Below are 25,155 nucleotides of genomic sequence, written 5' to 3'. Positions count from 1 at the left end.
GGGCGGTACGGGGCAGCCGGTTCACGGCTGCGCGGCACGTTCACGGCAGCGGCTGCTCCGCCCAGATCACCTTGCCCGAGGAGTTGTAGCGGGTGCCCCAGCGCTCGGCGAGCTGTGCGACCAGGAACAGGCCGCGTCCGCCCTCGTCCGTGGAGGCCGCGTAGCGCAGGTGGGGTGAGGTGCTGCTGCCGTCGGAGACCTCGCAGATCAGGCTGCGGTCGCGCAGCACCCGGACTCGGATCGGGCCGCTGCCGTAACGGATCGCGTTGGTGACCAGCTCGCTGAGGATGAGCTCCGCGGTGAACACCATCTCGTCCAGTTCCCACTCCGCCAGCTGCCGGGTGATGGCGGCGCGCGCCTCGCCGACCGCGGCCGGGTCGGACGGCACCTCCCATTCGGCGATGCGGTCGGCATCGAGCGCCCGGGTGCGGGCGACGATCAGGGCGATGTCGTCGCTCGGCCGGGGCGGGAGCAGGGCGTCGAGCACGGCCCGGCAGGTGTCCTCCGGCGACCGGTCGGCCCCGGCCAGGGCGGTGCGCAGCAGCTCGATTCCGCTGTCGATGTCCCGATCCCGGTCCTCGACGAGCCCGTCCGTGTACAGCACCAGGCGGCTGCCCTCGGCCAGCTCGAGCTCGGCCGTCTCGAACGGGAGGCCGCCCAGCCCGAGGGGAGGACCGGCCGGCACCTCGGGGAACTCGACGCTCCCGTCGGGACGAACCACCACCGGCGGTGGGTGCCCGGCCCGTGCGACGGTGCAGAGCCGGGAGATCGGGTCGTAGATGGCGTACAGACAGGTGGCGCCGGTGACGGCGGCTCCGCTCTCCTGCGCCACCTCGTCCTGGTCGATGCGGCCGACCAGTTCGTCCAGGAGCCCGAGGAGCTCGTCGGGCGGCAGGTCCAGGGCGGAGAAGTTGTGGACCGCCGTACGCAGCCGTCCCATCGTCGCCGCGGCATGCAGCCCGTGCCCGACGACATCGCCCACGACGACCGCGACACGGGCGCCGGGCAACGGCAGCACGTCGAACCAGTCGCCGCCAACGCCGGCCTGCGCGGGAAGGTAGCGGTACGCGATGTCCAGGGCGCTCTGCTCGGGCAGGTTGCGCGGCAGCAGGCTGCGCTGCAGCGTCACGGCCATGGTGTGCTCGCGGGTGTAGCGGCGCGCGTTGTCGATCGAGACGGCGGCCCGGGCGACCAGCTCCTCGGCGAGGGCCAGATCCTCCCCGTCGAAGGGTTCGGGCTTCTCGCAGCGCCAGAAGTTGACCACGCCCATCACCAGGGGGCCCACCCGCAGTGGGACGGTGATCAGTGAGTGGATGCCGTAGTCCACGACTCGCCCGGTGCGTTCCAGATCCTGGGCCAGCCAGCCCGGGGACCCACCGAGGTCGGGCTCGATGGCGGCCTGGCCGGTGCACAGACTGTGGGCCTGGGGGGTGGAGGGGACGAATTCGATGTGCTCGCCCACCGGATAGAGCGGTGCGTCCTTGCGGATTCCGCCGGACGCGGTGCGGCGGAGATCGGCGCTGACGTCCGGCTCCTGCCCGTTCAGCACGGCGGCGGCCAGATCGACGGTGACGAAGTCCGCGAACCGCGGGACGGCCACCTCCGCCAGTTCCTCAGCGGTGCGCGTCACGTCCAGGGTCGTCCCGATACCCACCCCGGCGTCGTACAAGAGTTTGAGTCGTTCGCGTGCCACGTCGGCCCGGCCGGACAATGCCCGCAGTTCCGTCGAGTCACGGAGTGTCGCGACACTGCCGGCCGGTCCGCCCTGAAGATCAGTGGGGCGTTGGTTGATGGCCAGCAGCCGGTCGCCCACCAGGTGCACCTCGTCGGTGGCGACGCGTCCCGAGGCCAGCAGGTCGGCGGTGTCCGAGTCGAGACCGAGGTCGCGGACGTCCCGCCCCTCGGCGTCGGCGGGCAGGTCGAGCAGCCGGTTCGCCTCGTCGTTGGCGAGGAGCAGCTGTCTCTCGTCGCCGACGATGATCACTCCTTCCCGGACGGCGTGCAGCACCGCGTCGTGGTGCTCATACATCCGGGTCATCTCGTAAGGGCCCAGGCCGCGGGTCTGGCGCAGCAGGCGCCTGCTGACGAGCGCCGTCCCGCCGGTGGCCAGGGCCAGCGCGACACCCGCGGAGGTCAGCATGAGCGGCAGCTGCCGGTCCGCGACACCGCCCACGTTCGCCGTGGTGATACCGGCCGACACCAGGCCCTCCACCTTGCCGTTGGGCGCCTTGACGGGGACCGTGGCCTGTACCAGTGGCCCGATGGTTCCCGTGACCTCTTCGACGACGGGGTGACCGGCCAGCGCGGGCGCGATGGTTCCGACGAATTTCTTGCCGATCCGGTCGGGCTTGGGATGGGTGTAGCGGATCCCGTCGGTGTTCATCACGACGATGAAGTCCACCTTCGACGCCTTGCGGGCGGCTTCGGCCTGTGGCTGAAGCGCGGCCGTGGGATCGGGGGCGCTGAGCGCCGCGCGGGTGCCCGGTGCGTTGGCGAACGTCTCGGCGACGGCGAGCGAGCGGTTGCGGGCCTCCTGGGTAGTGTCGTGACGTACCTGGAGCACCAGCGCCACCACGCCTGACATGACCAGGAGCAGCACGATCACCACTTGCAGGAGGAATACCTGCCCGGCGACGCTGCGCCCGCCCAGCGCCGAGCGGAGCCCGGCGGAGGGGCTGCGTCGGTGCCTGCCTCCGTGTGGCCCGCGCTGATCGAGAGGGGTCTTGAGGCGGCGGGTCGACTGAGCCCGGGATCGACCCAATAGTCCGACCATGTGCCTATGTCTACACTGCCCGGCGCCCGGAGGCGAGAGGCGTCACGCAATGTGGATGAAGCTCGCCGGGGTCGTGTGGCACGGCCCCGGCGCCGCTCGTTGTCGCGAGTGCTGCTGTCGAGAGGATCTGGCCGCATCATGGAGAGGTAACCCATTTGCCCGCATTCGTTCCCAGCGTGGGAGGGCGTCATGAAGACCATGGACCGCTACCGGCTGACCTTCACGCAACCCGGATCGGGTACCGGCGTCGTGACGGACGAGGTGGTCGTCGAAAGGACCGACAACCTCGGCCCGGGCGGCAACCCGGTGTACTGCGATCCGACGGGAATCCTCCGTGCCGAGATCAGCCCGGCGGGGGAGGTGCGCATGCTGGCCAGTGGCGCCTACCAGTCACCGATCAATCCCTCCGCCGAACCGATTCCCTGACGACGTCCGGCCCTTCGGGCACCTCCCGGTCGGCGTCCCGCAGCTCCCGGACGAAACGAAGGCCCGGGCGACCGCTCAGCCGGATCTCGCCGACGGACTGAAATCCCGTACGGGCCAGGACGGTTCGCGAGCCGGTGTTGTCGAGGGTCGTGGCGGCCCGCAGCGTGTGCAGGCCGTACTCCGCGACGGCCAGGGCGCAGACTTCGCGCACGGCTGTCGTGGCGAGTCCCCGTCCCGCGGCCCGCTCGGCGATCCGATAGCCGAGTGCGGCTGAACCGTCCCGCACGTCGACCAAGTTGACGCGTCCCAGCACCGCACCGTCGGTGTCCACCACGAGGTGGAAGAAGTGCAGCCCCGCCGCCTGTTCGGCGAGCAACTCGTGGTGTCGTGCGTCGAAGTGGGCGAAGTAGTCGTCGCCTCGGTCGGGAATCGAGGCGGCGAAGTAGTCCCTGTTCTCCCGTTCGAACCGAAGAAGAGCCGGGGCGTGGTCGAGGCGGAGGAGCTGGAGCAGAGGCATCCCGCAATGCTATGCACTCTCATGCCGCGGACGAGGGGACGGCTGCGCGTTCTCCGCTGCCATCCGGGCCAAGTTGCCTTCCCGCGCCCGGTGTTCGTGCACCAGCCGGGCGGCGATGGCACCCTCCTTGAGCGGCGATGAGCCGCAGCCTCCGACGTGCCCGCAGCTCATGCAGAGCCTGAGGTGCAGCCATGGGGAGCTGAGCCACAGGCACTCCTCGCAGCTTTGCGGGGTGCGCGGTGTCACCGCGCGTACGAACGACAGGTGCGGGTCCGCCTGCATGGCGATTCTCCATACGGGGCAGGGAAGTTCACCGGCGGCGCGGGAGCGTGGCTACGCGTTCACCGGCGAACCGCCAGGCTCTCATCGACCCACTGCCGCAGCGCCGGAGCGGGTGCCGCGCCCGTCTTGCGGGAGATCACCTCCCCCTTGTCGTGCAGCAGCAGGGTCGGCACGGCCTGCACCTGGAAGCGCTGGGCCAGCCGTGGATTCTCGTACGCCCTCCAGTTCCTTCGCATGCCGCTTGCGCAGGTTGTCCAGGTCGGCGAGCGCCCTGCGCCAGCGGTCCCGGAGTTCGTCGAGGGCCGCGGCCTGATCGTCCGCGTCCGGCTGCCGCGTGGTCGCGGCGTTGTCGCCCGGCTGCCGCGTGGTCGGGTCCTCGACCGGCTGCTCCTGCTCCGGGGGCGTCATCGGCTCCTGTCCGGTGGCCATGACCGCACCTCGACTCTTGTCGAATTCCGCGTCGATCACGTCGTCGTCGGCAGCCGCGGTGCTGCTCGCGGTGTCGTCCGTCCCGGCCCGGGCCTGAGCGCTCGCGCCCGCTTGGTGGGCGGCGAGCGCGGCCAGCATCTGCTGCAGCTCGGAGGTGAGCGGCCTGGCCTTGTCCGGCGGCGCCTCCTGCTTGACCGCCTCCCGGGCGTCGGCCACGAGCATGTCCGCGCGGGCCGGCTCGTGCGAGGGGACGGCGTCCCCCAGCTCGCTCAGCCGGCGTTCGACCTGGTAGGCCACGGCGTCGAGCTCGTTGCGGGCGTCCACGGCCTCGCGCAGCGCCTGGTCCTCGCCGCGGTGCCGCTCGGCCTCCTGGATCATCCGGTCGACCTCGCCCTGGTCGAGGTTGGAGCCCTCGCTGATGGTGATGGACTGCTCCTTGCCGATGTCCTTGTCCCGTGCGGTGACGTTCAGGATGCCCTTGGCGTCGATGTCGAAGGTGACCTCGACCTGCGGCTCACCGCGCGGTGCCGGGCGGATGTCCTTCAGCTGGAACCTGCCCAGGACCCGGTTGTCGGCGGCCGGCTCGCGCTCGCCCTGCAGGGCGACGACGTCCACGGCCTCCTGGTTGTCCTCAGCGGTGGAGAAGGTCTCCGAGCGGCGGACCGGGATCGTGGTGTTGCGTTCGATGATCTTCGTCATCACACCACCGCGGGTCTCCACGCCCAGCGACAGCGGTGTCACATCGAGCAGCAGGACGTCCTTGACCTCGCCCCTGAGGACGCCCGCCTGGATCGCGGCGCCCAGCGCCACGACCTCGTCCGGGTTGACGCTCATGTTCGGGTCCTTGCCACCGGTCAGCCGGCGGACCAGGCTCTGCACGGCGGGTATACGGGTGGAACCGCCCACCAGGATGACCTCGTCGATGTCGCTCTCACTGATCTTGGCGTCCGCCATGGCCTGCTTGACCGGCTCCATGGTCCGTTCCACCAGATCCGCGGTGATCTGCTGGAACTTGGACCGCGTGATCGTCTCGGTCAGGTGCTTGGGACCGGAGGCGTCCGCGGTGATGAACGGCAGACTGACCTCTGCGTGACCGAACTCAGCTCGGTCTTGGCCTTCTCCGCGGCCTCGAACAGCCGCTGCAGCGCCTGCGGGTCCTTGCGCAGATCGATCCCGTTCTCCTTCTGGAAGGTGTCGGCCAGCAGGTCGACGAGCCGGCGGTCGAAGTCGTCGCCGCCGAGGTGGCTGTCACACGCGGTCGACCGCACTTCCCGGAGCCTGTGCCAGGGCGGAAGCCGTCGGGCACGATTTGCACGGGCCGCAGTACGTGGTGGCCGTGCGGTGGCAGGGGAGGCCCGCCGACGACCGGTTCATCGCAGCGGTGGCCCATGCGGCCCAGAAAGTGGGCCTGCGCTCGCTGATCGGTCGACGCTCGGAGATGGCGGTTCTCGTCGTCCAGGGGGAGCCGCGGGAGGAGGGGCTGTACGAGGCCGTCACCGAGGAACTGGGCTCCTTGCAGGGGGCGGTGGGGATCGGCGGCCGGTGCGAGGCCACGGCCGACATTCCCCGCTCCTTCGACATGGCTGTCCGCTCGCTCAGCGTCCGCCGGCAGTCGGAGCCGCCGTACGGCACCACCGTGTACGAGGAGCTGGGGCTGTACCGCATCCTCGCGCGGGGCAACGACTCCAAGGATGTCGACATCTTCGTCCGCGAGTGGCTGGGCCCGCTGCTGAACTACGACGAGGCCCACCGTACGGATCTGGTGCGCACCCTCGCCCAGTACTTCGACCATGGCGGCAACCACGACGAGACGGCCCACGCCCTCGCCGTCCACCGCAGCACGCTGCGCTACCGGTTGCAACGCATCCGGGAGGTCAGCGGCCGGCGACTGGACGACGTGGACACGCGCTTTCACCTCCAAGTGGCCACCCGGATCTGGAAAGTGAGCGGTCTCGCGCTGTAACGCGAGATCGGCCGTACGACGAGCTTCGAGGTGAGCCCTACCGACTCGCCGCCCGACAGCAGAATCGGGTGAGAGCCCGACCCTGCCCCGCGGCAACCCGTCCATTCGGCCGGCGGCAGCCTGTCGATTCGGCCGGTGGCCGTTCGTTCAGGTAGTGGGACGTCGGCGTCGGGCCGACCCGGACGAGGGCTGTGATGAGGATGAACGAGGTACGGACGCTGCTCGGCGGACGGGGACTGGTCGAATCGCCGCGCTGGCAAGGTGACCGGTTGTACTTCTCCGACTGGTCGGCCGGCGAGGTCGTCGCCGTCGATCCGGCCGGCCGCAGCGAGGTGATCGCACGCGTGGCGTCGCTGCCGCTGTGCACCGCCTGGCTCCCCGACGGGCGGATGGTGATCGTCTCGTCGCCGGACGGGCAACTGCTGCGCCGGGAACCCGACGGCTCGCTGGGCACCTGTGCGGACCTGGGCAGGCCGGGTTGGAACGACATCGTGATCGACGGCCGCGGCAACATCTACGTCAATCGCGCCGACTTCAACCCCATGGCGGGGGAGGCCTTCAAGCCGGGCTCGGTCTCACTGGTCACGCCGGACGGCTCGGCGCGCCAGGTGGCCGATGACATCGCGTTCCCCAACGGGATGGCGGTGACGCCCGACAATTCCACGCTGATCGTGGCGGACTCGTACCGGCACAGCCTGGTGGCCTTCGACATCGGCGCGGACGGTGGGCTGTCCGGCCGGCGGGTCTGGGCCGACCTCGGGGAGGGGACCCCGGACGGCATCTGCGTCGACGCGCAGAACGCCGTCTGGTACGCCGATGTGCCGGGCCGGTGCTGTGTGCGCGTCGCGGAGGGCGGCGCGGTGCTGGACCGGGTCGACCTGGACCGGGGCGGCTTCGCCTGCGCACTGGGCGGTCGCGACGGAACGACCCTTTTCATCGTGGCCGCCGGGTGGCAGGGGATGACGGCATCCGAGCTGGTGACACCCGGATCCGGGCAGGTGCTCGCCACCGAGGTCGAGGTGCCGGGGGCCGGCTGGCCGTGAGACGGGCGATCACCCCGCCGACCGGCCGACGGGCGGGCGTACTTCCAGGACGATCGCGGTGCCGGCCACGGCTCGGCCCTCGTGCAGGGTGATCCGGCGGCCCGGCTCAAGATGCTCCCACGAGGCGGGAACGAAGGGCACGAGTCGCACCCGGCACCGGCCACCGGGCTCGAGGAAGGGCACGTCCTCGAGCCACAGCGCCGCGATGTTGACCGACCGTTCGCCGGTAGCCGTTCTGTGCCCGATGTCCCACATCGGCCGAAGAACGCCCGCCCCGTCGAGGGGCGTTGAACGGCGGCCCTCCCCGGCCGGACGAAGCGTCAGGTCCGCCCGGATCACGCCGTTGCGGATTTCGGAAGAGCGCCAATGGCACCAGGCCGCACTCCGTGCCATACACAGCTGCTCGGCGACGTCGCCCAGGGTCTCCCAGAACGTCAAAGGCAGCGGCCCGGCGTTCCCGAACTCCTCCAACAGGCCGAGCGCGGTCTCCCAGTCGTCGGCGACGAGGTATTCCCAGACGTCGCGCACCGTGATGTCGTTCTTGGTGGCGGTCTTTTCGGGGACCAAGAGTCCGGCCGCTTCGAGTATGTCGGGGACGTGCATGCGCTGATTGTGGACCACGTCTAGGGATAACCCTCGAAAATTCCCCAGGGCATGTCATGCATCAGTCAACGATGCGACTCTTCCCCCGCCAGTCCCGCAGGCCGCGCGCCACCTGTCACTGAGGTCGTGCACGGGCTGCGCACGGTCACGCTCCCGCACACCCCTGCTCAGCTCGTCCCGGACAGCACATCCCGTCTGCCCGGTCTGTCACCGGCCGCCGACGCGCGGCTGTCGCAGAAGGAGTACGAGTGAGACGAATCCCCCGCCAGGCGACCGCGGCCGGAGCCCTGGTGGCCACCGCCGCGTTCCTGGCCGTCGGCATACAGTCGGTTCCGGCGGCCGCCAAGCCCGCCCCCCATCCCAGCCCCCTGCGCACCGGAGGCATGGAGGCCGAACTCACCCCGGCCCAGCACACGGCGCTGCTGAAGAAGGCATCCCAGCAGACCGCGGCGGCCGCCGACTCCCTGGGCCTCGGCCCCAAGGAAAAGCTCGTCGTCAAGGACGTCGTCAAGGACAACGACGGCACGCTCCACACCCGATATGAGCGCACCTATGCCGGTCTCCCGGTACTGGGCGGCGACATCGTCGTCCACACGCCGCCGACCTCCCTGGCCTCCGGCACGGTGAGCACCACCTTCAACAACAGGCACACCCTCAAGGTTGCTTCCACCGCCGCGACGTTCACCAAGTCGGGCGCCACCACCAAGGCGTTGAAGGCCGCCAAGGCGCTCGACGCAGTACGGCCCACGACCGACAGTGCCCGCAAGGTGATCTGGGCGGGCACCGGCGCCCCCAGGCTCGCCTGGGAGACCGTGATCAGTGGCCTCCAGGAGGACGGCACCCCGAGCAAGCTGCATGTCGTCACCGACGCCACGACCGGCAAGGAACTCCACCGCTATCAGGGCATCGAGACCGGCACCGGCAACACGCAGTACAGCGGCACGGTGACGCTCAACACGACCCTGTCCGGCTCGACGTACCAGCTGTACGACACCACGCGCGGCGGCCACAAGACGTACAGCCTCAACAACGGCACGTCGGGTACGGGCACGTTGATGACCGACTCCGACGACACCTGGGGCACCGGATCCGGCTCCAACACCCAGACCGCCGGTGCCGACGCCGCGTACGGCGCTCAGACGACCTGGGACTTCTACAAGAACACCTTCGGCCGCAGCGGCATCAAGAACGACGGCGTCGCCGCCTACTCACGCGTCCACTACAGCACGGCGTACGTCAACGCCTTCTGGGACGACGACTGCTTCTGCATGACCTACGGCGACGGCTCGGGCGGCACCCATGCCCTCACCTCGCTCGACGTGGCCGGCCACGAGATGAGCCACGGCGTCACCTCCAACACCGCGGGATTGGACTACAGCGGTGAGTCCGGCGGCCTCAACGAGGCCACGTCCGACATCTTCGGCACCGGCGTGGAGTTCTACGCGGGCAACAGCAGCGACGTCGGTGACTACCTCATCGGCGAGAAGATCGACATCAACGGCGACGGCACCCCGCTGCGCTACATGGACAAGCCCAGCAAGGACGGCGGCTCCGCCGACAGTTGGTACTCCGGCGTCGGCAACCTGGACGTCCACTACTCCTCGGGCCCGGCGAACCACATGTTCTACCTGCTCTCCGAGGGCAGTGGCACCAAGACCATCAACGGCGTCACCTACAACTCGCCGACCTCCGACGGCGTCGCCGTCGCCGGCATCGGCCGGGCCGCCGCGCTGCAGATCTGGTACAAGGCGCTGACGACGTACATGACGTCCAGCACCAACTACGCGGGCGCCCGGACCGCCGCCCTCAACGCCGCCACTGCCCTGTACGGCGCCAATTCCACCCAGTACGCCGGGGTGGCGAACGCCTTCGCGGGCATCAATGTCGGCGCGCACGTCACCCCGCCGTCGACCGGTGTGACCGTCACCAACCCCGGCAGCCAGTCCTCCACCGTCGGTACGGCGGTGAGCTTGCAGGTGTCGGCCAGCAGCACCAACAGCGGCGCACTGACGTACGCCGCCACCGGACTGCCGACCGGCCTGTCGATCAACAGCTCCACCGGTGTCATCTCGGGCACTCCGACCACCGCCGGGACATACAGCACGACCGTCACCGTGACCGACAGCACCGGCGCGACCGGCACCGCGTCCTTCACCTGGACGGTCAGCTCCTCGGGCGGCGGCACCTGCACCTCGACCCAACTGCTGGGCAACCCGGGCTTCGAGTCCGGCAACACCACCTGGACCGCCACCAGCGGTGTCATCACCAACTCCAGCAGCCAGGCGGCCCACGGCGGCTCGTACAAGGCCTGGCTGGACGGCTACGGCTCCACGCACACCGACACGCTGTCCCAGTCGGTGACGGTCCCGTCCGGCTGCAAGGCCACCCTCACCTTCTACCTGCACATCGACAGCGCGGAGACCACCACCAGCATCCAGTACGACAAGCTGACCGTGACCGCCGGTTCGACCACCCTGGCGACCTACTCCAACCTCAACAAGGCCACCGGGTATACCCAGAAGTCCTTCGACCTGTCCTCTTTCGCCGGTACCACCGTCACGCTGAAGTTCAGCGGCTTCGAGGACTTCTCCCTCCAGACCAGCTTCGTCGTGGACGACACGGCCCTGACGACGAGCTGATCCGCACCACCTGATATCTCCGCGACGGCCGCGACGCGGCTCGTCCGTGAGGACGAGCCGCGTCGCGGCCCCGCACCGCTCACAGGCGTGGCCGCTCGATCAGCCGGGAGAGCACGATGACGCTCTCGGTGCGCTCGACGGGGGCGGTGGCCCGGACGTGCTGGATGGCCTGTTCCAAGTGGGTGATGTCCCTGGCCAGCATGTGCAGGACCGCGTCCGCGGCGCCGGATACAGTACAGGCCTCGACGACCTCCGGGATGTCCTCCAGCGCCGACCCTGATACTCCAGGGCCATGTCGGCGTCGTACCACCCGGTGACCGCGCGCAGTGGGCGGGGGATCCATTCGTCGCCCGCTGCGCCGGAGATGTGGTCCGGGCTCGCGGCGCCTGCGACATGAAGGCAGGAGTGGCGGCTGTGCTCGCCGCCCTGGCGGCGATCCGCGCCGCGGGGGCCGAGCTGCGCGGCCGTGTCGCGGCCCACTTCGTGGTCGGCGAGGAAGACGGCGGGCTCGGCGCGTTCGGCACACTCCGGCGCGGCCACATCGGTGACGCCTGCATCATCACCGAACCGACCAGCGCCACACTCGTGACCGCGAACGCCGGGGCGCTGACCTTTCGGATCGAGGTGCCCGGCAAAGCCACCCACGGCAGCACGCGTTACGCGGGAGTCAGCGCCCTCGACGCCTACCTGCCGATACATCGCGCACTCGGCCGTCTTGAAGCCGGCCGCAACACCGACCCGCACCCCCTGATGGCCGAATACCCCATCCCCTACCCGCTGTCCGTGGGCACGGTCCGCTCCGGCGACTGGGCCAGCAGCGTCCCCGACCTGCTCGTGGTCGAGGGAAGACTGGGTGTCCGGCTCGGTGAGGACCCGGCGCAGGCGCGTACGGAACTGGAGACGTGCGTCGCCGAAGCCTGCGCGGACGACGCCTGGCTACGCGTCCACCCCGCCACGGTGTCCTGGCCCGGCGGCCGGTTCGCCAGCGGACGCCTGCCGGCCGGGCACCCGCTCGCGGCGTTGGTCGGTGGCGCGCACGCCGAGGTCACCGGAGGTCACCGCCCGCACGAACACGGTGCGCCCTACGGCAGCGACCTGCGGCTGTACAGCGCGGCGGGCGTACCCACCGTGCAGTACGGACCCGGCGACGTGCGACTGGCGCACGGTCCGCGGGAGCAGGTACACCTCGCCGAAGTCGTGGCCGTCACCCGTACGTTGGTGCTCGCCGCACTGCGCACGGTCGGTACCAAATAGCGGTTGCCCTGGTTGATCCGGGACTACTCGAACCGTGAGGGATCTCCGGCCCCCAGACGTACGATCTCCGGTTCTGGGCCGGAGAAGTCGATGACGGTCGTCGGCTCGGTGCCGCAGTCACCGGAGTCGATCACCGCGTCCACCGCGTGATCGAGCTGCTCCTTGATCTCCCACCCCTGGGTGAGGGGTTTGTCCTCGTGGGGCAGGAGAAGGGTGCTCGACAACAGCGGTTCACCGAGTTCGGCGAGGAGTGCCTGGGCCACGAGATGGTCGGGGATCCGCACCCCGACCGTCTTCTTCTTCGGATGCAGTAGTCTGCGGGGTGCCTCCTTCGTCGCCGGGAGGATGAAGGTGTAGTTGCCGGGGGTAGCCGCCTTGACCGTACGGAACACCGCGTTGTCGACGCGTACGAAGTGGCCCAGCTGCGCGAAGTCCTGGCACATCAGGGTGAAGTGGTGCCGCTCGTCGAGCTGGCGGATCGAGCGGATGCGGTCGAGCCCCTCCCGGTTGCCCAGCGCGCACCCGAGCGCGAAGCAGGAGTCCGTCGGATAGACGATGAGCCCTCCGGAGCGAACGATGTCGACCACCTGGCCGATGATGCGCCGCTGTGGGTTTTCCGGGTGCACGTCGAAGTACTTGGCCATGCGCCGAGCTTAGATCCGCGGAGCGCCTGTCCGGCCGACCGGCGCTCGCCTCACACATCTTCACCGCTCACGGCTATAGGAACCTTGAGGTCCTCTCGCTACCCTCCGCCGCATGATTTCCACGGTGGTCTGGGGTACCGGCAATGTCGGCCGCGCGGCCATCCGCGCCGTCGAGGCCCATCCGGCGCTGAAACTCGCGGCCGTGCTCGTGCACAACCCCGACAAGGTCGGCCGCGACGCCGGTGACCTCGCCGGGCTGGACCACGGACTGGGGGTCGCGGCGACCGACGACGTCGACGCCGTGCTGGCCACCGGACCGCAGGCAGTGGTGTACGCGGCGTCCGGCGACATCCGGCCCGACGAGGCCCTCGCCGACATCGGCAGGGCGATCCGCGCCGGAGCCGTCGTTGTCACCCCCGCGCTCTATCCGCTCTACGACCAGCGCAATGCCCCGCCCGAGTTCCGGGATCCGGTGCTCGCCGCCATCGAGGACGGCGGCGGCTCCCTGTTCGTCTCCGGTGTCGACCCCGGCTGGGGCAACGACGTCCTGCCCCTGCTGATCAGCGGACTCGGCACCGAGGTGGACGCGATCCGCTGCCAGGAGATCTTCGACTACTCCACGTACGAACAGGAAGAATCCGTTCGGTATCTGGTCGGCATGGGCCAGCCGATGGACTACGAACCGCTGATGCTCGCGCCGTCGATCCCCACCATGGTGTGGGGCGGGCAGGTACGGCTGATGGCCAGGGCGCTGGGCGTCGCACTCGACGAGATCCGCGAGACCGTGGAGCGGCGCCCGCTGGAGGCCACGGTGAGCACGCGCACGATGGGCGAGTTCGAGGCCGGAAACCAAGGCGCGGTCCGGTTCGAGGTGCAGGGGATCGTCGGGGGCGAACCCCGGATCGTCATCGAGCACGTCACCCGGATTCACCCGTCCTGCGCACCGGACTGGCCGACGCCGCCCGACGGCGACGGAGCCCATCGCGTGATCATCGAGGGCCGACCGCGCATCCAGGTCACCGTGGAGGCCACCGACGAAGGCGAGAACCGCTCAGCGGGCGGCAATGCCACCGCGGTCGGTCGGCTGGTGGGCGCCATCGACTGGCTCGTGGACGCGCAACCCGGACTCTACGACGCGCTCGACGTCCCGCTGCGTCCCGCAGTCGGCAGACTCGGAAGGAAGTGACCCATGACGATGCACATCGACATCCCCGAGGGCCAGGAGCCGATCGGGTACGTGTGGGGGGAGATGGTCCCCGGCATCGGCATGGCGGCCGCGAACTTCTCGCTCTCGGTGTACGAGCACACGACCCTGGGACTGCGCGAGTTCGAGGCCGCGCGGCTGCGCATCGCGCAGATCAACGGGTGCCTGTTCTGCCTCGACTGGCGCACGGAGCGGGACGGGCAGAAGGTCGAGGAGGAGTTCGCCGACGCGGTGACCCAGTGGCGTACCACCGACGCCTTCGACGACCGCACCCGGCTGGCCGCGGAGTACGCCGAGCGGTACGCACTGGATCACCACGGACTGGACGACGAGTTCTGGACTCGGATGACCGCGCATTACAGCCAGCGCGAGATCGTGGAGCTGAGCATGAGCATAGGCTCCTGGCTGGCGTTCGGCCGGCTCAACCATGTGCTGGGCCTGGACACCGTGTGCGTGCTGCCCACCCACTGAGCGGGCCCGGCACGGTTTCGGGCCCCGGCCGGCGTCAGAGGTCGGTGGCGATGATCTTCTCGATGTTCCGTTCGGCGAGCGCCGTGATGGTGACGAACGGGTTGACGCTCGTGTTGCCGGGGATCAGCGAGCCGTCGATGACGTACAGGCCGGAATGGCCCTGCAGACGACCGTAGTTGTCGGTGGCCTTGTTGAGCACCGCGCCGCCGAGCGGGTGGTACGTGAGGTGGTCGCCCCAGATCTTGTACGTGCCGAAGAGGTCGGTCCGGTAGATCGTCCCCTCCTTCGCGTTGATCTTGTCGAAGATCGACTTGGCCATGTCGATGGACGGCTGCTTCCAGGCCGTCTGCCAGTTCAGATCGACGTTGCCGGTGGCGGCGTTCCAGGAGAACTGGGCGCGATTCGGGTTGTTGGTGATGGAGAGATAGAACGACGCGAACGTCTCGATCCCGGTGGGCAGCGGCGCGACCTCGGCGAACGCGCCACCGGCGGTCCAGTTGTCGATGCCGCCGCAGGGGATGCTCGACTGGAGCGCGCCGGTCGGGTCCCACAGGTGGTTGGCGCGACCGCACATGACGTTGCCGTTGTCGCCCCAGCCCTTGCCGATCTGGTCGTTGAGGCCGGGCAGGGCTCCGGTGGCCTTCAGCTTGACGAGCAGCTTGCTGGTGCCGACGCTGCCGGCCGCGAAGAACACCCGGTCAGCGGTGACGGTTTTCGTGGCCGTGGTGTCGCCGGTGGTGTTGATCTGGTCGATGAGGACGGTGTAGCCGCCGCCGGCCGCGGGTGAGACCGAAGTCACCTTGTGCAGCGGTGAGATGGTGACCCTGCCGGTGGCCTTGGCCTGCGCGAGGTAGGTCTTCTGCAGGGACTTCTTGCCGTAGTTGTTGCCGTAGAGGATCTCGCCCGCCAGCGCCGACTTGGGAACGGTTCCGGCAGCCTCCTGTTCCATGTAGTCCCAGTCGTACACGTCGGGTACGAAGACGAAGGGGAAGCCGGAACGCTGGGCCTGCTTACGGCCGACGCGCGCGTACTGGTAGCAGTCGGTGCTGTCGAACCACGTCGGGTCCACGGTCGCGACCCCGAGTCCGGCATTGGCGCGCGGGTAATAAGTGCCGTACATCTCGTCGGCGTTCACCGACGGGAGGACGGCGCCGAAGTTCTCCCGCTTGGGGGTGACCGCCATACCGCCGTTGACCAGCGAGCCGCCGCCGACGCCGCGCCCCTGGTACACGATGATCTGGCCCATCTCCTCGGCGTCCAGGATCCCGGTGTGGCGGGGGACGTCCTTGTCGATCGGGAAGCCGAGGAAGTTGCTGATGGGCTGCTTGGTCCTGGTGCGCAGCCAGTACGACCGGTAGTCCGGGCTCGTCGTGTTGGCGAAGATCTTGCCGTCCGAGCCCGGGGTGTCCCAGGCCATCCCCATCTCGATCATCTGGACGTCGATACCGGCCTGCGCCAGTCGCAGGGCGGCGACCGAGCCGCCGTACCCGGTGCCGATCACCAGGACGGGGACATGGGCTCCGGAGGCGATCGGTCCGGCCGCCGTGACGGCCTGTTCCTGAGCCGCCGCTGGATGACCCGCAAGAGCCACGGCTCCAATAATAGAACCAGTTCCAGTGATGAATCTTCGGCGTGAGACACCCCTGGAATCCTTGTTTTGCTGGGTAGTGTCACTCATGTGACGCTCCTCACTCTCGATGAGTGGGAACACGTTCTACTGTTGCTGGCTTGTTAAGTCACTACATACCTCTAGGTAACTTGTGTCCGATCTTGGGGTGGTCCGGCGCGATGGGCCTTGCGTGTCTTGACTTCGCAAGACCCCCGCGCGACATTCCTGACGCTGCATCAGAACTGCTGTGGCTGGGGCCGGTTGGCTCCCGGAGTACGGCACGCCTCACATTCCTTCGTCCTGCTGGAGCGCCCTGCCATGTCCACGAGCGCGGATCCCGTCAGACGTACCGCATCCTTCTCGGCTCCCGGCCCGTCGCGGCGTCATGTGCTCGGCGCCGCGACGGGCGCCGGGCTCGCGCTCGCGGCAGGCCTCCCGGCTGTCACCGAGGCGGCCGACCTGCCCCTGCTCGGCACGTACGACGTCGTGGTGATCGGTTCCGGAGCGGCGGGTATGACCGCCGCGCTGACGGCCGCGAAACAGGGGCTGAGCTGCGTCGTCGTGGAGAAGGCGGCCACCTTCGGGGGATCGGCGGCACGCTCCGGCGCGGGTATCTGGATCCCGAACAACCCGGTGATCCTCGCCGCCGGTGTCCCGGACACCCCGGCGAAGGCCACCACGTACCTGTCCGCGGTGGTCGGCCCCGATGTCTCCGCGGACCGCCAACAGGCCTTCCTCGGCCACGGACCTGCCATGATCTCCTTCGTCATGGCCAACAGCCCGCTCCGCTTCCGCTGGATGGAGGGTTACAGCGACTACTACCCCGAGTTGCCCGGCGGGCTGCCGAACGGCCGCTCCATCGAGCCCGACCAGCTCGATGGAAACATCCTCGGCGCCGAACTCGCCCGCCTGAACCCGTCGTACATGACCGTCCCGAGCGGCATGGTCGTCTTCAGCGCCGACTACAAATGGCTCACCCTCTCCGCCGTCAGCGCAAAGGGTGCCGCCGTCGCCACCGAATGCCTCGCCCGCGGCGCCAAGGCGGCACTGCTGGGCCAAAAGCCCCTGACGATGGGCCAGTCGCTGGCGGCCGGCCTGCGTGCCGGACTGCTCGCCGCCCAGGTGCCGGTGTGGCTGCACACCCCGCTGTCCGATCTCTATGTGGAGAACGGAGCCGTCACCGGCGCCGTGGTCACCCAGAACGGCACATCAGGCCTGGTCAGGGCCCGGCGCGGGGTGATTGTCGGCTCCGGCGGCTTCGAGCACAGCGCGGCGATGCGCGCCCAGTACCAGCGGCAGCCGATCGGCACCGCGTGGACGGTGGGCGCCAAGGAGAACACCGGCGACGGCATCCGGGCGGGGGAGCGGGCCGGGGCGGCGCTCGACCTGATGGACGACGCCTGGTGGGGCCCGGCGATCCCGCTGCCCGACCAGCCCTACTTCTGCCTCGCCGAACGCACCCTGCCCGGCGGGCTGTTGGTCAACGCCGCCGGAGCCCGCTTTGTCAACGAGGCCGCCCCCTACAGCGACGTCGTGCACATCATGTACGAGCGCGACGCCGCCGCGCCCGACATTCCGGCCTGGTTGATCGTCGACCAGAACTACCGCAACCGCTACCTCTTCAAGGACGTCGTGCCGACGTTCACGTTCCCCGACGCGTGGTACACGTCCGGCGCCGCGCACAAGGCATGGACGCTGGACGCCCTGGCCGTCGCGATCGGTGTACCCGCGGCCGCCCTGCGCACCACCGTCAGCCGCTTCAACGGCCTCGCCCGCAGCGGCAAGGACACCGACTTCCATCGCGGCGACGGCGTCTACGACCACTACTACACGGACCCCGCGATCCTCCCCAACCCCTCTCTGGCCCCCCTGTGGCTGGCCCCGTACTACGCCTTCAAGATCGTCCCTGGCGATCTGGGCACCAAGGGCGGACTGCGTACGGACGCCCGCGCCCGCGTGCTGCGCGCGGACGGCTCCGTGATTCCCGGCCTGTACGCGGCCGGGAACGCGAGCGCGGCGGTCATGGGGCACAGCTACGCGGGCGCCGGCTCGACGATCGGTCCGGCGATGACGTTCGGCTACATCGCGGCGCTGGACATCGCGGCGACGGCCTGAACGCGCCGGGCCCTCTCCCCTCGATGGGGCCGGACCCTGGTCGCCGGCGAGCGCCGATGGTGGGTCGACGGCATCGGGTGAAACGGAGTACTGCGCCATCCCGTGGCCGAACGACCAGTTGATCGACTCGTTCTCGGTCACGGTGATGAACACGTTCCGCGGCTCGGCCCCCGCGTACTCGTGGCGAGCTCGGCGATCCGTCGGTACAGGGCCTGCTTCTGCTCGGATGTGCGTCCGGAGCGCAAGGTGATCGCGACGAACGCGATGCCGTCGTCGTGGTGCACACCGAGGTAGTCGTCGTAGCGCAGCGTGCTGCCGGCGCCGTCGTGTCCCACCAGGATCCGGAACCGGTCGTCGGGCGGGAAACCGATCGTCTCCACCAGGGCGTCGTGCACGGCCCGCCCGAGCGCGTCGAGCCGGTCGCCGTCGGCTCCCCAACGCGTCAATGCGAACGTAGGGCATGTCAGCGGTTCTCCTCGTCGCCGGGCCCACGCTTCCCCGATCGCGATCGTACATACTGGTAGGTACACTCTCAAGGCTCGCGCAGCGGCGTGAGAACCAGCATGGTCACATCGTCGCGAACCGATGCGCAGAACTGGACGAGGTCCTCCCACACACCGTCGATCAGCGCGGTCGGCGAATCCTCCGCGAACTTCGTCAGACGATCGGCCAATGGGTAGAAGGAGCCGGTGTCGTCCCGGCCCTCCGTCACTCCGTCGGATGCCAGGAACAGCCGGTCACCGGGCTCGAGGCGGACGGTGCGCCCCTGCGGGCCGGAGACGTCGAGGAGCCCGAGACCCAGCGGAACCCCGGCCTCGAGATCGAGTTCGACGGCCTCCGCCCCGCGCAGCAGCAGCGGCCGTGGATGCCCGCAGGACACCAGTCGCACCGTGTCGGCGCCGGGTGGGAACTCCAGGAGTACGGCGGTCGCGAACAGCTCGGCATGCTCGGTTCCCGCAGAGTCCACGACCAGTCGGCGATCGAGGCGGGCCGCGGCCGCCTCCAGGTCGCGCTGGTCGAGCACTGCCTCCCGGAAGGCTCCGAGCAGCGAGGTGACCGTGCCCACGGCCGCCAGCCCGTGCCCCCGTACATCGCCCATCAGGGCCCGAACGCCGTAGGGCCCGTCGCGCACATCGAAGAAGTCGCCGCCGACCAGCGTCTCGCGCTGTGCCGCCCGGTACAGACCGGTGCAGCGCACGGGGCCGACGCGCTCGGGAAGCGGCGGCAGAACGGCGAGCTGGGCGGCTTCCGCGACGCTGCGCACCGTCACCAGGTGTTCGTCCCGCCGACTGCGGACCAGGGACGCGAGGACGCTCAGCACGGCGATGAAGCTGATGGTCCACAGGTCGGTATTGCCCGGGTGGTTGAGCCGCAGGATCGGGAGGTTCAACAGCAGGACGACGATGCAACCGAATACGCCCGTGGCCACCGGCCCGTACGAGAGCACGGCCAGCGACGGAATGGCGCCCAGCAGAAATCCGATGTCCAGCGGCTCGTGACTGATGAGCTCGGCCGCACAGACCCCCACCAGTAGTGCCGGCGGCAGCACGCGCACCAAGCGCGGAGGCGGCGAACCATACAGCCACCCCCGGTCCTCGCTGTCCCGCCTCCCGGAAGCGACCCTGCCGGCCATGGCGCTCCTCCTTACATCACCACGCTCCTCCGTTCGGGCCCACCGCGCATTCCGATCCACCCGCGAACGGCACCTTCATCGCGACGATCACAGTCGTCGAGCGCGTCAACATCCGTGCGGGGGCAGGCCGCATGCACGTGGAAGCCGTCCGCACTGACACGGCTGCGCTCTGTGGCCACGCGGCGTAGCGCTGCCGGCAGCCCCGGCCCCCGCGGCCGGCGCAGCCCGTCCCGCGGCTCGCTGCCGCCGGGCACCGTTGTGACACGTGGAGGGTGCCGGAACGGTCTGCTGCACCGGCGGCAGGTCCGGTCAGGCGGTGTGAAGGGTGAGCCCGTAGCGGTTCAGGATCTCGTTGATCGGCTGGTACCAGGTTTCGCCGCCGCTGCTGCAGTTGCCCCAGCCGCCCGAGGTGACGCCCTGGGCCTGGTCACCGCTGATGAAGGAGCCGCCGGAGTCCCCGGGTTCGGCGCAGACGCTCGTCTTCGTCATTTGGTGCACGGCGCCCTGGCTGTAGTTGACGGTCTCGTTCTTGGCCAGCACGGTGCCACAGTGCCAGTGCGAGGTGGAGCCCGAACGGCAGACGGACGCACCGATGGGGGCTTCCGCCGATCCCCGGACGAGTTGGTCGGAGACGGTTCCCCAGCCCAGGACGACGGGCACGGTCCACCAGCCGCTGCCGACGTTGACCCAGGCGTAGTCGTTGTCGGGGAAGGAGGAGCCTTGGAAGTTGCCGATGTAGCTGTGGTCCCAGCCGCTCACGCCGGCGCCGGGCTGTCCGCAGTGTCCGGCGGTGACGAAGCCCCCGTACACGGAGAAGCCGATGGAGCAGCGGACGTTGCCCGTGTAGTAGGGGTCTCCGCCCACCGTTCCGGCGGCCAGCGTGTGTGGCGCCTGCTGCGTCTCTTGCCCGATCACCGGTCCGGCCTGGCGAGCGCGCGTCAGGAACGTCCGGACATCGTTGTCATCCCGCCGTGCGACGACCACGCTGACGACGACCGAGTTGCGCCGCGGATCGACATGCCAGCCGCCGACGCTCGGTGGGGCGTCGAGGGTGTCGATCCTTGCCATGGTGGCGTCGAGCTGCCGTTCGGTGTGCTCGACAAGAACGGCCCGGGCGCCCGTGGCCTCAACGGCCTTCCTTCGCGCGCTGTCGGCGATCGCGACGGTGAGGCGGCCGCTCTTGGCCTCGAACCACGAGCCGCCGTACGAGCCGCCCGCGGCGCGCCGGGCGGCTCGCTCGACGACGCGCGCCGTCGCCTCGGCCTTGAGCCGGGCGGTGGCCTGGCTGCTCGACAGGCCGAGATCCCGCTCCATGGCGGTGATCAGGGCCGGTGATCCGGGAGCGCCCGTCGCGCGGGAGGGAGTGGCGGTGGGGGCGTCGGCTGCGGACGCCTGGGTCGTGAGGGTTGCGGCCACGGTGCTCACGGCCAAGGCCGCGGACAGGGCGACCCGCAGTACTGTTGTGCGTCTCAAGGGAGTTGCCTTTCGTCGTTCCGGTCATGGGGGAGTGGAGCGGAAGGGCAGGGAGAGAGCGCTCTCAAGACTGTGCGTCGACGACGGTAGTCACGGATCAAGGGCAGGTCCATGCCAATGCAAGCCATTGCTGGATTCGCGGCTCAGCCGCCACGGCTGCTGACCCTGGACCGAGGTGCCGCCGATCGGGAGGCGGTCTGCGGACCGCACGTCCTCGCGGCGTCTGAGGTCCCAGGGGTCCCTGTACAGGTTCGCCGCGGGTGATGGCGAAGAGCGCCACCCGCGGCGAACCGGTGCCTTGTCAGCCGTCGATGCGGTGCTGCGTCCAGAACGAGGTCAGGTCCGTGGTCGTGGCGGCCTGGGCGGCGGCCTTGAACTCGGCCGTGGTCGAGACGCCGTACCAGTGCGAAGTGGCGTAGTCCTTCATGAACTTGGCCATGACGCTGTCGCCGAGGACGCGGCGCAGATCGTGCAGCGCGCATTTGCCGTATCCGTAGACGACGGTGGAGTAACGGGAGGAGTGCGCGTCCCAGTAGGCCATCGAGTTGGTGATCTTCTCCGCCGACGAGGCCCACGAGACGCTGTTCCAGCAGTTGGTGCCGGTCTTGTTGAGCGCCAGATCGGTGGCGTAGTCGGTGAACGCCTCATCGAGCCACGGGCTGTTGTACTCGTCGTCGCCGACGATCCCGTACCACCACTGGTGTCCGATCTCATGGGTGAGCGCCGTCGTGCTGACCAGGTCGAGGACGAACCCCGGATACTCCATGCCGCCGAACCAGAAGTTGTTGTCGATCACCGCGTCCAACTCGCCGTACGGGTAGGCGCCGAAGCGTGCCGCGTGGGCGTCCACGGCGGTCTTGGCGGTGGTGAGCATCGACTGCGCGTCGGACGAGCTGATGCCCGAGACGGAGTAGACGTTCACCGGGGTGCCGGCCGTCGAGGTGCCGGAGATCTTGCTGAAGGGGCCCGCCGCCCAGGCGAAGTCACGGACCTTCGAGGCGGTGGCCGTGGTGACCGTGCGTCCGCTGGAGCCGGGTGTGTCGACCGAGGCGCCGGTGGCCGGTACCAGCAGGGTGCTCGGATGGTCGAGGGTCACCTTGAAGTCGGCGGCCAGGGAGTAGAACGACTCGCCGTTGTTGGTGTACGGGTCGAGGTGCCAGCCGGATCCGCCCTTGACCGCGAGGACGGGCAGCGCGTTGCCGATGAAGCTGAAGGCCCCGTCGTGGCCGAAGCGGTCGGCCCCGCTGGGGACGGTGATGGCGAGGTCGAAGCCGATCGTGGCGGTCTGCCCCTGCGCCAGCGGTGTCGACAGGTCGATCTTCAGGGCCGTGCAGCCGACCGACAGGGCGCCCGTGGTGCCGCCCGTGACGTTGCTGACCGTGATCGGCATGGCGGAGCAGGTGCCGTGGTAGTTGTCCCACAGTCTCAGGTACACCTCGCTGAGCGCGGTCGAGGACGCGTTGGTGAAGACCGCGCTCTCGTGACCGGTCCAGACGGTGCCGCTGGTGTTGCTGCTCAGATTGACGGTGTACGCGGGCGCGGCCGGGGTGCGCGTGGAGTCCGCCGGCGGGGTCGTGTCGCCGGAGGTGTTGAGGGCGACGTCGTCGAGGACGAAGCTCGTCTGAAGGCTGAAGTCCTCGGTGCCGGTGAAGGCGACGTTGACGGTCTGGCCCGCGAACGACGACACGTCGAACGACTTCTGCGCATAGCCGGTGTTCTTGTTCAGGTTCGAGTACGTCGCCAGCGTCGTGCTGCCGATCTTCGCCGTCAGCTTGTCGTACGCGGTGGACGAGGTCGTCTCGGCGGTGTCGATGTGCAGCCAGAAGGTGAGGGTGGCGCTACTGCATCCGGACGGGATGGTGACGCTCTGGGAGAGCGTGTCGGTGTGCGTGCTGCCGACACCGTTCAGCCAGGCGAAAGTGGTGCCGCCGTGGGCGGTCTGCCCGGCGCGGTTGGTGATCAGGGTGGACGACGACTGGGTCCACGGCGAGGTGCCGCTTTCGAAGCCACCGTTGGTGACCACCCGGGTCGGAGTGCAGACAGCAGCCCGAGGTGCCGCATGCGGCGTGGCTGCGGCAGGGGCGACAGGGACAGAGACACCGGCCGACGCGGCGAGGACGAGTACGCTCGCGGCGAGGGCCTTGCGGGGGGTTGGTCTCACGCGAAACTCCTTTACGGCGGCCGGGATTCCGGCCTGCTCGACAGCCGCCCGGACGGCTGGGGTGCGCCGGAGGCGGCAGGCTGCGGAAAAGCGTGGCAGATTTGACCGAGACATGCCATCAGTCGTGACTGTCGGGAGTGGGCCGGGGCCCGCCCGGGCGCATCCCGAACAGAAAACGAGTCAATGGTGCGCGCCGCACGAGCAGGTCGTAGGCGGCCAGGGTCAGACAGAGCGAAGCCGCCACGATCAGCGCGTATTTGACCGGGATCGAGGCATCCATACCGACCACGCCGTACGCCGCCGCAACGACGATCGGCTGGTGCAGCACGTACAACGGCAGCGCCCCGACGGCCAGATAGCCGAACAACCGCCGACGTCGGCCGACATCGGCCCCGTCTTCGTGCCCCTCGTCGGGTGCCGGCACAGGCCGCCGTCGCCGGTCGAGCAGCCCGACGATGCCCACGATCCAGCACCAGCCCGCCGCGCCGTACAGCGTCCGCGCGAGCATCGCGGGACCGGTCCAGTCCATGAAAGGGTCGCCTTCGGCCATGAGACCGGGCGCACTGGCGGCGAAGAGGAGCGGACCGAGCACGGCTGCCAGCACCGCGTCACGACGCATCACCGCCCGCAGGCGGTCGTCGCCGGCCAGCACGAATCCGTACCCGAAGAACATCAGATACGTCCACCGATGCCAGGCCGCGTAGTTCTCCTCGAGGCCGAGCAGCGCGCACATCACGGCAACCGGAACTGCCGCCAGCAGCACCATGCCCCGCTGCTCGCACGCACGGGCCACACCGTCGCGGATCCGCCGGGCGTACACGGCGGGAACCCACCGCGTCGCCAGCGCGAGCAACAGCGAGAACGTGAGCAGCAGCACCACGAACCACAGATGCCCTGTCTCGAAATAGTCGCCCTGGACGACGAACGGGAACTCGGACAGATCCAGATGTACGTCGAAGAAACGCGGCAGAAAGTGGAGATACGACTCGTCGTGGCCCGGGTGCGAGGCCCGCTCGCGCAGCCACTGCGGGACCGGCAGCAGCACTGCCGTCGCGAAAAGCAGCGGTACGCCGAGCCGCAGCAGCCTCTCCCGGGCGAAGCCGCGCGGGCCGCGGCGGCGCAGCGAGTACCAGGAGCCGAGGCCCGCGACGAAGAACAGCATCGGCATCGCCCAGACCACGCCGAAACCGCCGATGACCAGGATCGTGTCGGTGGTGTCGCGGTTCTTGACGTAGAAGTCGTTGTCCGTGGCGAAGACCAACGCCGAATGGAAGAAGACGAGTCCGATCACGACCAGGGTGCGGATCGCGTCCAGCTCCGTGCGCCGCCCCGACGGGACTGTCGGTTCCGTCATGCCGCCTCCCCCATGGGCCCATGGCGCCACCAGTGTCCGGCCTGTGGGTGACGACCGCCAGGGTCGGTCACGGCGTTCTGCGCATCCCCCCTCGCGCAACGCAGGCGTCAACCGCACCCAAGGATTGGGGAGTTCGCCCATCACCGGTCCGGCGACCGCCGCGCCGCGATCGTGTGCGGTGCGGACGGGAGCGCCTGGGGCACGTCGTGCACGAGGTGGCAGAAACCGCTGGAGCGGGATGCTCGTGGCGGGCATGCCGATGGTTCTGGGCCGGCGATCGCCGCTCGGCTCGAGGCAGGCCGAGCCGGAATCACCGAGGCAGTGTGTCCCGCCCGCGACCCGGTCTGTGAACTCCGTGCCCAGGCATGGCCATGGGCCGTAGTGCCGGCGGCGGGGCAGCGCGCGTGCCTCCGCGCGATGGTCGTGGTACGCCCACACGGTCCTTCCCACCAGCGCTGTGCCCGACTGCCAGGACGCGCACGACTCCGGACGTGGAGAGGGCGACCAGCGCGGTAGCCCCCCTCCGCTCAGCATGAGCCCGCGGCTGACGAAGCGCTGTCGC

At 69.4% G+C, this 25,155-nt stretch carries 19 protein-coding genes and 5 pseudogenes; 10 read left to right on the top strand and 14 right to left on the bottom strand.

Annotation, left to right across the window (positions count from 1 at the left end; translation table 11 throughout):
• Positions 1–40 precede the first annotated feature (40 nt).
• Entirely contained in the window at positions 41–2,773 is a 2,733-nt protein-coding gene (locus OG390_RS04190; protein WP_406165040.1) for a SpoIIE family protein phosphatase, read from the bottom strand.
• Positions 2,774–2,962: 189 nt separating this feature from the next.
• Between OG390_RS04190 and OG390_RS04185 the strand changes: the two genes are divergently transcribed.
• Positions 2,963–3,199, top strand: coding sequence for a DUF6296 family protein (locus OG390_RS04185; RefSeq protein ID WP_399089875.1), 237 nt, complete (start codon positions 2,963–2,965; stop codon positions 3,197–3,199).
• Here OG390_RS04185 and OG390_RS04180 read toward each other — a convergent pair.
• From OG390_RS04180 to OG390_RS04165, 4 genes and pseudogenes are all read right to left on the bottom strand, one after another.
• On the bottom strand, positions 3,171–3,716 hold the full coding sequence (locus OG390_RS04180) for a GNAT family N-acetyltransferase (RefSeq protein WP_406165039.1): 546 nt from the start codon (positions 3,714–3,716) through the stop codon (positions 3,171–3,173). The genes OG390_RS04185 and OG390_RS04180 overlap by 29 nt on opposite strands.
• A gap of 9 nt (positions 3,717–3,725) precedes the next feature.
• Positions 3,726–4,004, bottom strand: a complete 279-nt coding sequence (locus OG390_RS04175) for a hypothetical protein (RefSeq protein WP_406177489.1) — start codon at positions 4,002–4,004, stop codon at positions 3,726–3,728.
• Positions 4,005–4,057: 53 nt separating this feature from the next.
• Positions 4,058–4,207: pseudogene (locus tag OG390_RS04170) on the bottom strand (thioredoxin family protein); the annotation flags it as partial.
• Between the two features lie 235 nt (positions 4,208–4,442).
• Positions 4,443–5,698: pseudogene (locus OG390_RS04165) on the bottom strand (Hsp70 family protein); the annotation flags it as partial.
• A 20-nt stretch (positions 5,699–5,718) separates the two neighbouring features.
• On the opposite strand from OG390_RS04165, the pseudogene OG390_RS04160 reads away from it, so the two are divergent.
• The 3 genes and pseudogenes from OG390_RS04160 to OG390_RS04150 all read left to right on the top strand — a co-directional run.
• Positions 5,719–6,018 (top strand): annotated as a pseudogene (locus OG390_RS04160) (transcriptional regulator); the annotation flags it as partial.
• Positions 6,007–6,390: a PucR family transcriptional regulator gene (locus OG390_RS04155; protein ID WP_406177488.1), complete on the top strand. Its 384-nt coding sequence runs from the start codon at positions 6,007–6,009 to the stop codon at positions 6,388–6,390. The pseudogene OG390_RS04160 and the gene OG390_RS04155, both read left to right, overlap by 12 nt.
• A 194-nt stretch (positions 6,391–6,584) precedes the next feature.
• On the top strand, positions 6,585–7,433 hold the full coding sequence (locus OG390_RS04150) for an SMP-30/gluconolactonase/LRE family protein (protein WP_406165038.1): 849 nt from the start codon (positions 6,585–6,587) through the stop codon (positions 7,431–7,433).
• Between the two features lie 9 nt (positions 7,434–7,442).
• Here the strand turns inward: OG390_RS04150 and OG390_RS04145 are convergent, their stop codons facing one another.
• Complete coding sequence (locus tag OG390_RS04145; RefSeq protein WP_406165037.1) at positions 7,443–8,036, bottom strand: hypothetical protein; 594 nt, start codon at positions 8,034–8,036, stop codon at positions 7,443–7,445.
• A 126-nt stretch (positions 8,037–8,162) separates the two neighbouring features.
• Here OG390_RS04145 and OG390_RS04140 point away from each other — a divergent pair, with 126 nt between their 5' ends.
• Both OG390_RS04140 and OG390_RS04135 read left to right on the top strand, forming a co-directional pair.
• On the top strand, positions 8,163–8,288 hold the full coding sequence (locus OG390_RS04140; protein ID WP_406165036.1) for a hypothetical protein: 126 nt from the start codon (positions 8,163–8,165) through the stop codon (positions 8,286–8,288).
• Positions 8,285–10,675, top strand: a complete 2,391-nt coding sequence (locus OG390_RS04135; protein ID WP_406165035.1) for a M4 family metallopeptidase — start codon at positions 8,285–8,287, stop codon at positions 10,673–10,675. Before OG390_RS04140 ends, OG390_RS04135 begins: the two co-directional genes overlap by 4 nt.
• Before the next feature lie 79 nt (positions 10,676–10,754).
• Here OG390_RS04135 and OG390_RS04130 read toward each other — a convergent pair whose 3' ends face one another.
• Entirely contained in the window at positions 10,755–11,018 is a 264-nt protein-coding gene (locus tag OG390_RS04130; RefSeq protein ID WP_406165034.1) for an Lrp/AsnC ligand binding domain-containing protein, read from the bottom strand.
• On the opposite strand from OG390_RS04130, the pseudogene OG390_RS04125 reads away from it, so the two are divergent.
• A pseudogene (locus OG390_RS04125) lies at positions 10,946–11,929 on the top strand (M20/M25/M40 family metallo-hydrolase); the annotation flags it as partial. The gene OG390_RS04130 and the pseudogene OG390_RS04125 sit on opposite strands and share 73 nt — an antisense overlap.
• Before the next feature lie 23 nt (positions 11,930–11,952).
• Here OG390_RS04125 and OG390_RS04120 read toward each other — a convergent pair.
• The gene (locus OG390_RS04120) at positions 11,953–12,573 is read right to left on the bottom strand and encodes an L-threonylcarbamoyladenylate synthase (RefSeq protein ID WP_406165033.1); all 621 of its coding nucleotides are present in this window, start codon (positions 12,571–12,573) and stop codon (positions 11,953–11,955) included.
• A 112-nt stretch (positions 12,574–12,685) separates the two neighbouring features.
• Here OG390_RS04120 and OG390_RS04115 point away from each other — a divergent pair, with 112 nt between their 5' ends.
• Positions 12,686–13,759: a dihydrodipicolinate reductase gene (locus OG390_RS04115; RefSeq protein ID WP_406165032.1), complete on the top strand. Its 1,074-nt coding sequence runs from the start codon at positions 12,686–12,688 to the stop codon at positions 13,757–13,759.
• Between the two features lie 9 nt (positions 13,760–13,768).
• Entirely contained in the window at positions 13,769–14,248 is a 480-nt protein-coding gene (locus OG390_RS04110; protein WP_406177486.1) for a carboxymuconolactone decarboxylase family protein, read from the top strand.
• A 34-nt stretch (positions 14,249–14,282) separates the two neighbouring features.
• Here the strand turns inward: OG390_RS04110 and OG390_RS04105 are convergent, their stop codons facing one another.
• The gene (locus OG390_RS04105; protein WP_406165031.1) at positions 14,283–15,926 is read right to left on the bottom strand and encodes a GMC oxidoreductase; all 1,644 of its coding nucleotides are present in this window, start codon (positions 15,924–15,926) and stop codon (positions 14,283–14,285) included.
• Between the two features lie 249 nt (positions 15,927–16,175).
• Between OG390_RS04105 and kstD the strand changes: the two genes are divergently transcribed.
• A complete protein-coding gene (kstD, locus tag OG390_RS04100) occupies positions 16,176–17,972 on the top strand; it encodes a 3-oxosteroid 1-dehydrogenase (RefSeq protein WP_406165030.1) in 1,797 nt (598 codons plus the stop codon).
• 84 nt (positions 17,973–18,056) lie between these two features.
• Here the strand turns inward: kstD and OG390_RS04095 are convergent.
• From OG390_RS04095 to OG390_RS04075, 5 genes and pseudogenes are all read right to left on the bottom strand, one after another.
• A pseudogene (locus OG390_RS04095) lies at positions 18,057–18,434 on the bottom strand (tautomerase family protein); the annotation flags it as partial.
• A gap of 70 nt (positions 18,435–18,504) precedes the next feature.
• The gene (locus OG390_RS04090) at positions 18,505–19,605 is read right to left on the bottom strand and encodes a PP2C family protein-serine/threonine phosphatase (RefSeq protein ID WP_406165029.1); all 1,101 of its coding nucleotides are present in this window, start codon (positions 19,603–19,605) and stop codon (positions 18,505–18,507) included.
• Between the two features lie 309 nt (positions 19,606–19,914).
• Positions 19,915–21,078, bottom strand: a complete 1,164-nt coding sequence (locus OG390_RS04085; protein ID WP_406165028.1) for a S1 family peptidase — start codon at positions 21,076–21,078, stop codon at positions 19,915–19,917.
• Between the two features lie 301 nt (positions 21,079–21,379).
• Complete coding sequence (locus tag OG390_RS04080; RefSeq protein WP_406165027.1) at positions 21,380–23,239, bottom strand: M1 family aminopeptidase; 1,860 nt, start codon at positions 23,237–23,239, stop codon at positions 21,380–21,382.
• A 118-nt stretch (positions 23,240–23,357) separates the two neighbouring features.
• Positions 23,358–24,593 carry an acyltransferase family protein gene (locus OG390_RS04075; RefSeq protein ID WP_406165026.1) on the bottom strand — a complete coding sequence of 412 codons (1,236 nt, stop codon included), beginning with the start codon at positions 24,591–24,593 and terminating at the stop codon, positions 23,358–23,360.
• Between the last annotated feature and the right edge of the window lie 562 nt (positions 24,594–25,155).

Source organism: Streptomyces sp. NBC_00996 (assembly GCF_045162675.1).
Classification (GTDB): domain Bacteria; phylum Actinomycetota; class Actinomycetes; order Streptomycetales; family Streptomycetaceae; genus Streptomyces.
This window is presented reverse-complemented; position numbering and strand designations above follow the sequence as displayed.

Coding starts and splice junctions, on each gene's coding strand:
- OG390_RS04190 (WP_406165040.1), bottom strand. CDS start 2,773: ATGGTCGGACTATTGGGTCGATCCCGGGCTCAGTCGACCCGCCGCCTC.
- OG390_RS04185 (WP_399089875.1), top strand. CDS start 2,963: ATGAAGACCATGGACCGCTACCGGCTGACCTTCACGCAACCCGGATCG.
- OG390_RS04180 (WP_406165039.1), bottom strand. CDS start 3,716: ATGCCTCTGCTCCAGCTCCTCCGCCTCGACCACGCCCCGGCTCTTCTT.
- OG390_RS04155 (WP_406177488.1), top strand. CDS start 6,007: ATGGCTGTCCGCTCGCTCAGCGTCCGCCGGCAGTCGGAGCCGCCGTAC.
- OG390_RS04150 (WP_406165038.1), top strand. CDS start 6,585: ATGAGGATGAACGAGGTACGGACGCTGCTCGGCGGACGGGGACTGGTC.
- OG390_RS04145 (WP_406165037.1), bottom strand. CDS start 8,036: ATGCACGTCCCCGACATACTCGAAGCGGCCGGACTCTTGGTCCCCGAA.
- OG390_RS04130 (WP_406165034.1), bottom strand. CDS start 11,018: ATGGATCCCCCGCCCACTGCGCGCGGTCACCGGGTGGTACGACGCCGA.
- OG390_RS04120 (WP_406165033.1), bottom strand. CDS start 12,573: ATGGCCAAGTACTTCGACGTGCACCCGGAAAACCCACAGCGGCGCATC.
- OG390_RS04115 (WP_406165032.1), top strand. CDS start 12,686: ATGATTTCCACGGTGGTCTGGGGTACCGGCAATGTCGGCCGCGCGGCC.
- OG390_RS04110 (WP_406177486.1), top strand. CDS start 13,769: ATGCACATCGACATCCCCGAGGGCCAGGAGCCGATCGGGTACGTGTGG.
- OG390_RS04105 (WP_406165031.1), bottom strand. CDS start 15,926: ATGAGTGACACTACCCAGCAAAACAAGGATTCCAGGGGTGTCTCACGC.
- kstD (WP_406165030.1), top strand. CDS start 16,176: ATGTCCACGAGCGCGGATCCCGTCAGACGTACCGCATCCTTCTCGGCT.
- OG390_RS04090 (WP_406165029.1), bottom strand. CDS start 19,605: ATGGCCGGCAGGGTCGCTTCCGGGAGGCGGGACAGCGAGGACCGGGGG.
- OG390_RS04075 (WP_406165026.1), bottom strand. CDS start 24,593: ATGACGGAACCGACAGTCCCGTCGGGGCGGCGCACGGAGCTGGACGCG.